This window comes from Arthrobacter sp. K41, from assembly GCF_059089645.1.
The window spans coordinates 237,591-249,825 of the sequence record NZ_JBNHEW010000002.1; the positions used below are offsets into that span (position 1 = coordinate 237,591).

Sequence of the window (12,235 nt, forward strand, 5' to 3'; positions counted from 1 at the left end):
AGCAGCCGGGCCTGTACCCTGCTGCCCCCTCCCGCGGGCAGGCCGCGGGACGTATCCTTAGAACCAGGTTTTGCAGTGGGCCGCGAGCGCTTCAACCAAGGCGTGCAACATGGCCGCTGAACCCACGGAACCGGTTGGCTGGGGACCCTTTCCACTGCCCCCGGAGCCGGTTTTCGACAGCAAGGATGTCGAAACCTACCTCTGGGAAGTTACCCGTGAGTTCATGGCGGACATCAAGGGTGAAGCCCGCGGCATCGGCTGGGCCGCCACCCTCTTCCGCCTGGGGAAGGCTCGCACCCTGGCCGCAAGCAATGATCAGGCGCGCGAGGCGGACCAGGAACAATGTTCCTTCGCTGACGGTCCAGTCATTGAGGCCCTCCGCAGCGGTGAGTTCGTGCTGCTTTCCGACGTCAGCAGGGACCGGCGCTGGCCAGGGTATGCGAGCGCGGCTGCCGGCCACGGCGTCCAGGCCCTCCTGTCAGTGCCCATCGTGTCCGAGGGCGTGACAAGCGCAGCCATCAATCTCTACGCATCATCGCCCCACACATTCACCAGCGATGACCTCCTGCGAAGCCGCAGCTATGTGCAGCAGGTTGCCCGCGCGCTGCGCGTAGTGGTCCGGGTGGCCGAACGCGCAGAGGCTACGGCTGGCCTTGCCGTGGCCCAGAGCTCGCTGGTCCTGGTTGACCTGGCAGTGCGCAGCCTCACAGTCGAGTACGGCCTCACCCGGGAAGGGGCCCTGCGGTTCCTGCAGAGGGAGGCAATGCACCACGAGCTGGGCCTGCGGGATGCGGCCCTGAATGTTGTTGCCCCTGGCCCCGGCCGGGATCCTTCCATGCCGCGGCGGGATCCGGCGGATGACCTGGAAGACTTCCGCATGATGGCCCCGGCGGAGCTGGACCAGCCATCGGAGGCGGTTGCCCCCGAAGCCTTCCCTTCCACGACGACGACGACGGCGAAAGGACGGCCGGCATGACCATCGAAGAGCAGGAAGCGCACTCCGGGAGGCCCCCGGCGCAACGGCATCCGTGGCACCGCTTCGTCGCCCTCGGCGACTCCTACACGGAAGGAATCGGCGACCCGGAGCCACGCAGCATCGGCGGGTTCCGTGGCTGGGCGGACCGTGCCGCCGAGGAACTCAGCAGCGGCCAAAGCGACTTCGCCTATGCCAACCTGGCCGTGCGGGGACTGGTGCTCCAGGAGATCCTGGACCGTCAACTCGAACCGGCACTTGCCCTTAAGCCAGACCTGACGGCGATGTCCGGTGGCGGAAACGATGTGGTTTTCCACCGGGGAGACCCGGATAAGCTGGCGGAAAAGATGGACCAGGCGGTGGGCCTGCTGGCCGGGACGGGCGGAACCGTCCTGCTGTTTGCCGGGCCGGACTGGGGCAACACGCCGATGCTGGGCCAGACCCGGGGAAGGCTGGCCATATACAACGAGCACCTCCACCGCATTGGCATGCGCCATCACGCAGTGATGGTGGACCTGTGGTGCCTGCCGGCGCTCCACGACCCCCGGACCTGGGACAAAGACCGGCTGCATCTTTCACCGTTGGGCCACCACGCTGTGGCTGCCGCTACCCTTGACGCACTGGGAGTCCCGCATTCCCTGAAGGCCCTGCAGCCCCGCCCTGTTCCTACCTCCGGCTGGAAGCAGGCAAGGGCCGATGACCTGGTATGGGCGCGGCAGTACCTGTTCCCCTGGGTGCTGAGCCGGCTCCGGCCCCACACGGTGGAGTCCCTGGCGGCGAAACGTCCCCAGCCAGGACCGGTCTTCGGACTTGGGCGCCCTGGTCCGTTCCCGCCCGGCCACCCCGCTGGAACCGTGTCTTCGGGCGCGCTCGAGGACACCGGGGAAGTTGGCGAAGTGGCCTAGCAGGGCGGCGCTAGCGTTTCTTGGGCGTGCGCTTTGCTGCTGCGTTCATGGCTGCCTTGTCTGCAGGCGGCAAACCGGCCTGTTCGGTTTCGGGCTCGGCCACGGTCCCGCGGGCCTTCGCGATGGACTTCATGCCGTGGTAGATCACCAGGGCAGCGGCGGAACCGAGCGCGATGCCGGTGAACTTGAGGTCGCCGATGGTCCAGGTGTAGTCGGCGATGCCGATGATCAGGGCCACGGCCGCGGTGGTGAGGTTCACCGGATTGGAGAAGTTCACCTTGTTCTGCACCCAGATCTTCACCCCGAGGATGCCGATCATGCCGTACAGCATGGTGGCGGCACCGCCCAGAACGCCTGGCGGAACAGTGGCGATGAGCTCGCCGAACTTGGGGGAGAAGCTCAGCAGGATGGCGAAGATGCCTGCCACCCAGTAGGCCGCCGTCGAATAGACCTTGGTAGCGGCCATGACACCGATGTTTTCGGCGTAGGTGGTGGTTCCGGACCCGCCGCCGAAGCCGGCCAGGACGGTGGCCGCACCGTCAGCCATAAGCGCGCGGCCGGAGACGCCGTCGAGGTTTTGGCCCGTCATGGCGGCCACTGATTTCACGTGGCCGATGTTTTCGGCCACCAGCACCAGCACCACGGGGACAAACAGGCCCAGGACGCCCACGTGGAATTCGGGGGTCTGGAACTGCGGGAGGCCCACCCAGGCGGCGGCGTCCATTTTTTCGTAGCTCACCTCGCCGCGCAGCATGGCTACGAGGTAGCCCACCACCACACCCACCAGGATGCTGAGCCGGCCCAGGATGCCGCGGAAGAGGACGCTGACCAGGATGATCGTGGCAAGGGTGATAACGGCAGTGACGGGGGCGGCGTCGAAATTGTTCTTTGCTGCCGGGGCAAGGTTGAGCCCGATCAGTGCGACGATGGCCCCGGTGACGATGGGCGGCATGAGCCGGTTGATCCAGCCTGCGCCGAACTTCTGCACAATGGCGCCCACCAAGGCAAGGGTTGCCCCGGCCAGGACCACGCCGCCCAGGGCCCCGGGCACGCCGAACTGCTGCTGGGACGCCATGATGGGCGCGATGAACGCGAAACTCGACCCGAGGTAGCTGGGCACCCGGCCTTTGGTGATCACCAGGAAAAGCAGCGTGCCGATGCCCGAGAAGAACAGGGTGGTGGCGGGCGGCATGCCGGTGATGATGGGCACCAGGAAGGTGGCGCCGAACATGGCCACCACGTGCTGCATGCCCACGCCGATGGTCAGCGGCCAGGCGAGCCGCTCGTCAGGGGCCACAACGTGGCCTGGGCGGATAGACTTGCCGGTGCCGTGCAGCTTCCACTTGGTTCCGAGCATGCTCATGGCGGGAGCCTTTCAAAAGGGGGGTGCCGCGGAGGGCGAAGATCAGTTTGCTCCAGAATACCGCCAGCCCCAGGTGCCGGTCCGCTGTGTCGGATGTCACGGGCCGTCACGGGAAGAGGACCGCAGTGGTTGAAGTTGCAAGTATGGAAAGCAACGAGGCCGCCCCAAGCAGCGGGGAGGCGCAGCGAAAGGTAAGCCCATGACCATTGCCCACGAAGAAGCAGTCATCGATCCGGCTGCCGTCGACGCCATTTTTGCCCAGGCCCGGACCGCCAACTCCTTCACGGGAGAGGTGACTGAGGAGCAGGCGCAGGCTATCTACGAGCTGACCAAGTTCGGCCCAACAGCCTTCAACTCACAGCCGCTGCGCGTAACCTACGTCCGCTCGGATGAGGCCCGGGCCGCACTGGTTGACGCCCTGATGCCGGGCAACCGTGCCAAGACCGCCTCTGCTCCGCTGGTGGCCATCCTCAGCTTCGACACCGACTGGGCCGGGCGGTGGGACAGCTTCCTTCCCGGTTACAACGCCCCCAAGGCCATGTATGACGCCAACCCGGAGCTCGCAGCCGCCACAGGCAACAACAACGCCCACCTGCAGGCCGGCTATTTCATCCTGGCCGTGCGCTCCCTCGGGTTCGCCGCAGGTCCCATGACGGGCGCAGACTTCGGTGCGATTGACGCTGCGTTCTTCCCCAACGGGGACCAGAAGAGCTTCCTTGTGGTTAACATCGGCCAGCCCGCCGAGGACGCTTTCGGCGAAGCCAAGCCCAAGTTCGCCTACGAGGACGTCGTCCGCACCGTCTGATTGCGCCCGCCCCACCCGGACGCTCTCTCACTTAATGCGCCTTTTGCACAAACGCTCTTTCACCCCATGAAAGAGCGTTTGTGCTTAACCTGCATTAAGTGAGGAAGCGTCGCAGGGGGGTGGTGGGAGACTGGGCAGATGCGGAATCTCATCTTCGTCGTGTTCGTCGAAGCCGTGGCCGACAACGCAATTTTCCTGCGCACTGACTGGCCGCTGCACATCACCCTGGTGAGGTTCGACGTCGACAGCCCGGACGGTTCCGACCCTGCCGTCGGCGCTGCCGCACTTGCCGACGGCCCTGCCCGCAGGGCACTCGGCGCCCGCCTCACCGCAGGGGAGGACGCAGGGTTTGGCCGGAACGGTTCCGTGCCCGTCAGCCTCATCGAACCGCAGCCGGACCTCCAGGCCCTGCACGAAGAGCTGGTGGCGGCCGTTGGGAACCTCGGCGGCAAGGTCCTGACGCCCGGCCATACCCTCTCCGGCTACCGGCCCCACGTTTCGCACCACGGCGGCAGGCGGCTGAACCCGGGTGAGGAGGTGGTGCTGGACCGGATTGCCCTGGTGGACATGGCGCCGGACGGTGACCGCACCGTCCGGCGCATCCTGCGGCTGTGGGGCCAGGGGCCCGCAGCAACCGTTTAGGCGATGACGCCGTCCACCAGGGCTTTGGCTTCGGCCTGCACCTGCTTGAGGTGCTCCTCGCCCTTGAAGGACTCGGCGTAGATCTTGTAAACGTCTTCCGTGCCGGACGGGCGGGCGGCGAACCAGGCGTTCTCTGTAACCACCTTTAGCCCGCCGATGGACGCGCCGTTCCCCGGCGCTTCCGTGAGCTTGGAAAGGATCGGCTCGCCGGCCAGCTCGGTTGCCGTCACGTCCGTCGGCGAGAGCTTGCCGAGTGCAGATTTCTGCTCGCGGGTAGCGGCGGCGTCAATGCGCGCGTAGACCGGGGCGCCGAACTGGTCGGTCAGGCCCTTGTAGAGCTGGGACGGGGACTTGCCCGTGACCGCCGTGATTTCCGAAGCGAGAAGGGCCAGCAGGATGCCGTCCTTGTCCGTGGTCCAAACGCTGCCGTCCTTCTTGTTGAAGGAGGCGCCGGCTGATTCCTCACCGCCGAACGCACCCTCGCCGGAGAGCAGCCCGGGAACGAACCACTTGAAGCCCACCGGAACCTCCACCAGCTTCCGGCCGAGGCTCTCTGCCACCCGGTCAATGATCGAGGAGGACACCAAGGTCTTGCCCACCACGGAATTCGGGTTCCAGCCGCTGCGGTTGCGGTAGAGGTAGTCGATGGCGACAGCGAGGTAGTGGTTGGGGTTCATCAGCCCGCCCACCCCATCAACAACAGGTGTGACGATGCCGTGGCGGTCAGCGTCGGCGTCGTTGCCGGTGGCAATATCGAAGGCCGGCCGGCCGGAGGACGACGCATCAGCCATGCGCCGGATCAGTGAAGCCATGGCCGCGGGGGAGGAGCAGTCCATCCGGATCTTCTCATCCCAGTCCAGTGTCATGAACGCCCACTGCGGATCCACCGTGGGGTTGACCACTGTGAGGTTCAGGTGGTGGCGCTCGCCAATCTCACTCCAGTAGTCCACTGCCGCGCCGCCCATGGGATCAGCACCAATGCGCACGCCGGCGTCACGGACGGCGTCCAGGTTCAGGACCGAAGGCAGGTCATCCACGTAGCTGCTCAGGAAGTCGAACTTGCCGGTGGTGTCGGCAGCGAGTGCGTCGGCCAGCGGTACGCGCTTCACGCCCCTCAGGCCGTTTTCGAGGAGCTCATTGGCGCGGTTGGCAATCCAGCCGGTGGCATCGGAGTCGGCAGGGCCGCCGTGCGGGGGGTTGTACTTGAAGCCGCCGTCGGCCGGGGGGTTGTGGCTGGGGGTGACCACGATGCCGTCCGCCTGGGGAGCGCCGGCGCCGGCGTTCCGGTTGTAGGTGAGTATGGCGTGGCTCAGTGCCGGGGTGGGCGTGTAGCCGTGGCGGGCGTCGATAAGGACCTGGACGCCGTTGGCAGCCAGGACCTCGAGCGCGGAGTTCTGCGCCGGCTCGCTGAGGGCGTGGGTGTCCTTGGCCAGGAACAGCGGGCCGGTGATGCCCTGCCCTGCCCGGTACTCCACGATCGCCTGCGTGATGGCAACGATGTGCTGCTCGTTGAATGACGCTTTAAGGCTCGAGCCGCGGTGCCCGGAGGTTCCGAACGCCACACGCTGGCCGGGATCACCCAGATCCGGCGTGATGTCGTAATACGCGTCAAGGAGCGCAGTGATGTCAACAAGGTCCTGGGGTTGGGCAACTGTACCCGCGCGGCTAGCCATGGCTACAGCATGCCAGACCCGGGCCGGAGTCAAAACGACCCGTCCAGAATCCGGTCGTGTGTCCCGCCTGTGACGGAACCGCGTCATCAGCCGAGTAGCCCGCCTGAGTACCGGTCCGGAAAAGTACTTATATACCGCCGCCACCGCCTCCTGTTACTTTCGGAAAAACCGGGCGGAGAGTCCGTAAGCAAAGGGCGACGACGGCCTTCCGCCGTCGAAATTCCAATGAAAGCAGGGACGGCCATGGGGGCAGGGGACGGGGCAGCGGAGCACTCCAGGCTGGCCGCCGAAAGGGTCGCGAGACTCAAACGCCGGCTCGACCAGGCCGAGCACTCCACCAAGGCATGGGATGCCGGAGCAGCAGGTGAGCGCGTGGTGGCGGAGAAGCTCAGCGAGCTCGTGCCGCGCGGCTGGTACGTGCTGCATGACGTCTATTGGCCGGGTCGGCCAAAAGCCAGCCTGGATCATGTCCTGGTGGGCCCGGGCGGTGTGGTGGTGGTGGACGCCAAGAACTGGACGGGCGAAGTGCGCGTCTCCTCCGGTGTGCTGTGGCAGGGCCGGTACGCCCGCACCCAGGCCGTGGAAGGGGCGCTTGCCCAATGCGCCGCCGTCGCCTCCGTGATGGCGCCGCCCCACCGCCGGCTGGTGCGTCCCCTGATTTGTATGGCGGCCCAACCTGATCTGTTCGGCGTGACGAACGCTGACGTGCCCGTGGCTGGTTCGCAGCGCGTTGTGGGAGCCATTGAAGCTTTGCCGCCGGTGCTGGACCAGCAGACCGTGGCGGGGCTCTATGCCCACCTTGGCCAGCAGCTCACGCACGAACAGGAACCCGGAATCACGGCGTTCCGCAACGTGCGTTCCGGCACGGTGGTGAAACCGGCCGGTGCACGCCCCGCGCCCTCGGATCCTGGAGGCGAGCCCCGGCCCGTGCCGGCTGCCCGTGTTGTGCCTCCACGTACCAGGGGCCAGGGAAACGTGCGCGGAACGGCGGCCGGCGGGCGGAATCCGGACACTCGACGGCACGGCGCGTCGGGAGCAGGAGCCCTCGCGCTCCTGGCGGCGTTCGTCACTTTCGCCGTCTACGTGCTGCCCTATTTGGGGCAGTAGACCTGCGACGGCGGCCCGGGCGTGTCCTGGCGGCAGCCTAAGGGGCCGGCGCCTTCTGTTATTCCTCCAACGCGTAAAAGTCCAGATGGAAGCCGATGTCCGTTCCGGCGCCGGTCAGCTCGATATCCTGTCCCCGCATGTAGCCGTGAATCCGGTACTGGTTGCCCGGCACCACCTTGAACAGGTGCTCGTCATTGCTCCAGCCCGTAATCGCGTCTGCTCCCTCGGCGTTGGAGATCGAAAGGCTTCCATCGTCCTGGTAGCCGGTGGTTTGCCGCGAGAACGTGGGCGGCGGGTTCCCGGTGCCGCTGCTCCACTCGTACCACTTCATGATGCTCTTGCTGGTGAGGTCATCGTGTGAGACCTCCCGAATCTCAGTTCCATCCGGCCGGTACTCAGTAACGGTCACGAGGTCAAAGTAGGCTGTTCCGCGCATTCCTCCCTTCGCGGACACCACCGGCATGGCCAAGTCGGCGGAGCTGTCCTCGAGTGGAACCAGTGGGCTTTCGTAAAGGGCCCAGTCCGAGGTCCCTGCCGGAAGGGATGCGGTGCTGACGGTGCTTCCGGGCAAAAGGGTGCGTTCGGCAGGCTTGGGGTCGCCACCAGATGCACAACCCGCCATGGCCAGGACAAGGATTGCCAGCATCCGGCGGGGCAGCGGGCGCCGGGTCCTTGCCGTCAATGTGGGCCGCAGACGGCGCTCTGCGGAGGCATCTTTATCACCGCGCATATAGCCCTCCTGTATTCCAGGTACAGCCCCAGCTTATTCATCAGGTGGCGGGTATGTAAGGAAGCACCCTGGCCTTGTGTGGTCCGCCAGGTGCCGGAGCGCGGTGCGCTATTACCGCTGCGGAGAGCGCGCGCGGTGCGCGTTCCGGCGAAGCTGCAGGATGCGGGCACCACCGGCCACTGCCACCAGGACGCCACCGGTCACGCTGGCGATGAACAGTGCCATCCCCAGCGGGACAAATCCTTCCAGCCCGAAGTAGCGGACGGCCACCTGGTCCTGGTTCTGCAGGATGAAGATGATCAGGAGGATCAGCAGGATCAGGGCGGCCACGACGGCGGCCCACACCACCCCGGCACGGGTCACCCGTGGCTGGTCAGCGGCAGGCAGGGGTCCGTTTGCCGGGGTGCTCTCTGCTGCCCGCGGGCTTTGGCTTACTCCGGTCCCGGGGGCTGGGGAGTCGGCGGGGGAAGACGTTCCGGCTGAAGATGGGGCCGCGGTGTAGTTCCCGGTGCCGGGCTCCGGCTGCCGGTCCGGCGCGGGGGACGGGTAGTTCTCCGTGCTCATGCTGTTCCCTTCCTGCGGACGTGAATACTAAGCATGCTTATGGTCCCACCCTAGTCGGAGGTCTTCCTGCAGCACAACGCGGGGGAGGAGCTGAGTCCTGGAAAATCACCACGTGGCGGGATGGGGGTGGCCTGGAGCCGTCCCGACACAGCGGAAGGGCCTCCATTGGAGTCCCTTCCGTTGTCATTGACCATGCCGGCGTCAGACCCTTTCCTCGCTCCGTTCGGCTGAAGGGGTGCGCGGTGCCGGCGTCCTGCGCCAGTTCGGGAATGCCCAGAACGTATAGTTCTGTGCCTTCACCGGCTTTTCCGGTGTTTCTACCGGGCTTTCCTGCTTCGCTTCGGGTTGGCGGTCAGCTTCTTTTCTGGTGCTCCGCCCGAAGTCTTTGTTGCTGTAGGAATAACACATCACAGGCCTCCTTATGGTGACTGCCCTTTAATCGTCCTCCTGTTCGCCCACGGAGTCGAGGGATCCGTAGCATGCCCTGCAAGGAGGAGGTGCAGCTTACGCGACGCCGGAGATGAGGTCCTCGGCGTCCTGCGGCCGGTGGAACTCGCACGGCCCGTGATGCCTGAGTGGAAGCAGGCAGATCCGGCCGGTGGGCAAGTGGACCAACGCGCAGCGGCCGGTTCTGGCCAGGTCCTCCCTGACGTTGGCGTTGCTGAGGTCCCGCCTGCCCTGATACGTGGGACGGGAGGTTTCGCTGGCGGTGGTGGAATGTTCAGCGCCCATGAGAGTAACTCCTCGTTGAGTATTGGCCTTTGCAGGAACGGAACCGGTGCGGTGCTGCCAGTCTTATGCATCACGGTTACGGCAGTATTAAACCCGCGTTAGAACCAGGTCAACAAGCCCCCATCCGAGGCTTCAATAACCCAATTGATGCGCCACCTGCAGCAGGAGTTTCTCGGAACCCGAGGAACCTACGAGCTGGATACCCATCGGCAGCCCGAGGCCGGGGGCGTCGCCGGTCCAGTGGACCGGAAGGGTGACGGCGGGCAGGCCGCACACATTGACCATGGAGGACCATGGCGCGAATTCGCACTGTTTCCGGTAGTCGCCGTCGGCATCGCCTGCCCATTGTGCCGCCGGCCAGCGGTCGCCGCCGTGCGCGGTGCCGGTGAACCAGCCCACCGGGCGCGGCGTCTGGGCGAGCGCCGGCATCAGGAGCAGGTCCCACTGCGCGTACTGCGCTACGGTGTCGCGCTCAAACTGCCGCAGGAAAGCAACCGCTTCGTTCACCTTCGCCTGGCTGCGCTGCTGGGCCCGGCGGCGGAATGTCCGCGTGAGCGGCGCCAGCAGCGCTTCCCGGTGCGGACTGATCCTGGCCGTGCCCACCGGCGCCGTCCAGGCGGTGGTGAAGGCATCAGGGTAGCGGTTGTCATAGCGGATGTTCGCTTCGCTGAGCGAATGCCCCGCGTGCTCGAGAAGTTTCTCCCCCGCCCGGAGTGCGTCCAATGCCTCCTGGTCCGGAGTAAAAGGAAAGGTGCCGGACCAGGGGCTGTCCAAGGTGACGCCGATCCTTAGCCGGGGCGGCTCCTGTTCCAGCCGGGCGAGGTAGCCGCGATCCCGGGCGGACCCGGAAGGTGTGAGGGCATCCAGCATCAGGGCGGCGTCGGCGGCGCTCCTGGCCAGCGGGCCGGACACCACCAGCCGGGCCGGGTCTCCCAGGCTTTCCCCTGCCGGCACCAGCCCGCGGCCCGGCTTGAGCCCCACCAATCCGCAGGCGGCGGCCGGGATGCGGATGGACCCGCCGCCGTCCGAGCCGGGCGCGAACGGAAGAAGTCCGGCGGCCACCGCTGCGGCGCTTCCACCCGAGGAACCCCCGGAACTCCTGCTGGGAGCGTGCGGATTCCGTGACGGCGGCGCCACGCGGTTTTCGCTGTAGGCGGTCAGCCCGAATTCGGGCACCTGGGTCTTTCCCAGGGACACGCCGCCGGCATCTTTCAGGAGCGCCACCAACGGCCCGTCGTTCACGGCAGGTTTGTGGTCAAGCGCAGCACTGCCGTGCGTGGTCACCACCCCGGCCACGTCAGTGAGGTCCTTGAACGCCAGGGGCATGCCGTGCAGGAGCGGGAGCTCCTCGACAGGAATCCGGTTTCGAAGCCTGTCGGCCGCCCGGGCATGGTCCATGGCCTGTTCAGCCGTCACCGTGACAAACGCCCCGAGCAGGGGATTGTGCTGGTCAATCCGGCCCAGGAAGTGCGCTGCCGCTTCCGCTGAGGAGACCTCGCCTTTCCGGAGGTTGTCCCGAAGGGCGACGGCGGAAAGGTCGTGTAATTCAGGCAAGGTACCTCGGTTCCAGGCGTTCCTCGTCCACGCCATCTCCGTTCCGGGAAGCCGTGACGACGTAGGCGCCCTTTCCGGGGACTTCGGCTACGGCCTCCACCAGTGAGGTGCCCCGGTAAACCAGCCCGACGCCGTCGTCCGTGCAGTGCGTCTCGCCCAGCGTCCCGTCCGCCACCAGCCGGTGAACCAGCGGCCGCCTTCGCTCCTCCGAGTCGTAATGCACCCCGTTGGCGTAAGGGAGGAAGGCCAGGCCATTCGTTACTGCCCGCAGTTCGGGCCCGAAGGAATCCGTGGTTCCGCCCTTGAACCAGCAGATCGACCCGGCGGACACACCGGCCAGGACCACTCCGCTCTGCCATGCCCGGCGAAGGATATGTTCGAGGCCGTGGGCCCGCCACACTGCCAGCAGGTTCACCACCGAGCCCCCGTTGACCCACACAACGTCCTGCTCCAACAGATGCGCCTCGGGGTCGGCATGATTGGGCATGGTGAAGAGGTTCAGGTGGCTGAAGTCGAAGTCCGCCAGCCGTGCCGCTTCGTCCAGTTCTGCATGGAACGCCCGCTGGTCCCCTGCGGCGGTGCCTATATGGGTCACCTTCGGCGCCCGGCCGCTGACGCCGGAAAGTTCGACGGCGTGGTGCAGCAAAGGGCCGAACTCCAGGCGGGTGCGCATACCGGGCCTGATGCCGCCGGAAGTGGCAAGGATGGTGGGCTGCTCTGCAGGCAAAGGGCCTCCTAAAGTTTTATCCAGAAGCCTAACTTGCCGAACTTGCCGAACTTGCGGGCACGGCGCGGGCACTAGGCTTAACCCTGAACCCGATCTGCCAGACAGGACTTGCCATGAGCGATTTTGATACCGTCCGCGTCAACGACCTCCCCGCCGATGCCGCCATCCTGGATGTCCGCGAGGATTACGAATGGGTTGCCGGGCATGCTGACGGCGCCCTCCACATCCCCCTCGACCAGCTTCCCGCGCGGCTGGACGAACTCGATCCGGACCAGGATCTGTACGTCATTTGCCGCACCGGCGGCCGTTCCTTCCGCGCAGCGCAGTGGCTGACGGGCCAGGGCTACACCGCGATCAATGTCTCCGGCGGCATGGACCAGTGGCTGGAGGCCGGAAAGCCCCTGGTCTCCGACAACGGGCTCAAGCCGCTGGTTTTGTAGGGCCCCCGCAAGCTTCGCTA

The 12,235-nt window shown here is 66.3% G+C and carries 13 protein-coding genes; 6 read left to right on the forward strand and 7 right to left on the reverse strand.

The genetic code is table 11. The annotated features are described in order from the left end of the window. The first annotated feature begins 109 nt into the window (after positions 1-109). Together AC5RTE_RS05405 and AC5RTE_RS05410 are read left to right on the forward strand one after the other, a co-directional pair. Positions 110-976 carry a GAF and ANTAR domain-containing protein gene (locus AC5RTE_RS05405; RefSeq protein ID WP_494040379.1) on the forward strand — a complete coding sequence of 289 codons (867 nt, stop codon included), beginning with the start codon at positions 110-112 and terminating at the stop codon, positions 974-976. Continuing rightward, entirely contained in the window at positions 973-1,878 is a 906-nt protein-coding gene (locus AC5RTE_RS05410) for an SGNH/GDSL hydrolase family protein (protein WP_494040380.1), read from the forward strand. Before AC5RTE_RS05405 ends, AC5RTE_RS05410 begins: the two co-directional genes overlap by 4 nt. 10 nt (positions 1,879-1,888) lie before the next feature. Here the strand turns inward: AC5RTE_RS05410 and AC5RTE_RS05415 are convergent, their stop codons facing one another. Further along, the gene (locus AC5RTE_RS05415) at positions 1,889-3,241 is read right to left on the reverse strand and encodes a uracil-xanthine permease family protein (RefSeq protein WP_494040381.1); all 1,353 of its coding nucleotides are present in this window, start codon (positions 3,239-3,241) and stop codon (positions 1,889-1,891) included. Between the two features lie 199 nt (positions 3,242-3,440). Here AC5RTE_RS05415 and AC5RTE_RS05420 point away from each other — a divergent pair, with 199 nt between their 5' ends. Then, entirely contained in the window at positions 3,441-4,046 is a 606-nt protein-coding gene (locus tag AC5RTE_RS05420) for a malonic semialdehyde reductase (RefSeq protein WP_494040382.1), read from the forward strand. Positions 4,047-4,184: 138 nt separating this feature from the next. After that, entirely contained in the window at positions 4,185-4,688 is a 504-nt protein-coding gene (locus AC5RTE_RS05425) for a 2'-5' RNA ligase family protein (RefSeq protein ID WP_494040383.1), read from the forward strand. Here AC5RTE_RS05425 and pgm read toward each other — a convergent pair. Continuing rightward, positions 4,685-6,361, reverse strand: a complete 1,677-nt coding sequence (pgm, locus tag AC5RTE_RS05430; protein WP_494040384.1) for a phosphoglucomutase (alpha-D-glucose-1,6-bisphosphate-dependent) — start codon at positions 6,359-6,361, stop codon at positions 4,685-4,687. The genes AC5RTE_RS05425 and pgm overlap by 4 nt on opposite strands. Positions 6,362-6,586: 225 nt before the next feature. Here pgm and AC5RTE_RS05435 point away from each other — a divergent pair, with 225 nt between their 5' ends. Further along, positions 6,587-7,468, forward strand: a complete 882-nt coding sequence (locus AC5RTE_RS05435; protein ID WP_494040385.1) for a nuclease-related domain-containing protein — start codon at positions 6,587-6,589, stop codon at positions 7,466-7,468. Between the two features lie 58 nt (positions 7,469-7,526). Here the strand turns inward: AC5RTE_RS05435 and AC5RTE_RS05440 are convergent, their stop codons facing one another. The 5 genes from AC5RTE_RS05440 to AC5RTE_RS05460 form a co-directional block, all read right to left on the reverse strand. After that, entirely contained in the window at positions 7,527-8,198 is a 672-nt protein-coding gene (locus AC5RTE_RS05440) for a hypothetical protein (RefSeq protein WP_494040386.1), read from the reverse strand. Positions 8,199-8,309: 111 nt separating this feature from the next. After that, a complete protein-coding gene (locus tag AC5RTE_RS05445; RefSeq protein ID WP_494040387.1) occupies positions 8,310-8,762 on the reverse strand; it encodes a LapA family protein in 453 nt (150 codons plus the stop codon). 504 nt (positions 8,763-9,266) lie between these two features. Continuing rightward, the gene (locus AC5RTE_RS05450; RefSeq protein WP_494040388.1) at positions 9,267-9,494 is read right to left on the reverse strand and encodes a hypothetical protein; all 228 of its coding nucleotides are present in this window, start codon (positions 9,492-9,494) and stop codon (positions 9,267-9,269) included. A gap of 132 nt (positions 9,495-9,626) precedes the next feature. Next, positions 9,627-11,048 carry an amidase gene (locus AC5RTE_RS05455; protein ID WP_494040389.1) on the reverse strand — a complete coding sequence of 474 codons (1,422 nt, stop codon included), beginning with the start codon at positions 11,046-11,048 and terminating at the stop codon, positions 9,627-9,629. Next, positions 11,041-11,775 (reverse strand): Type 1 glutamine amidotransferase-like domain-containing protein, encoded by a 735-nt coding sequence (locus AC5RTE_RS05460; RefSeq protein ID WP_494040390.1) that lies wholly within the window; start codon positions 11,773-11,775, stop codon positions 11,041-11,043. Before AC5RTE_RS05460 ends, AC5RTE_RS05455 begins: the two co-directional genes overlap by 8 nt. Before the next feature lie 113 nt (positions 11,776-11,888). Here AC5RTE_RS05460 and AC5RTE_RS05465 point away from each other — a divergent pair, with 113 nt between their 5' ends. Then, positions 11,889-12,215, forward strand: a complete 327-nt coding sequence (locus AC5RTE_RS05465; RefSeq protein WP_387548349.1) for a rhodanese-like domain-containing protein — start codon at positions 11,889-11,891, stop codon at positions 12,213-12,215. The last annotated feature ends 20 nt before the right edge of the window (positions 12,216-12,235 follow it).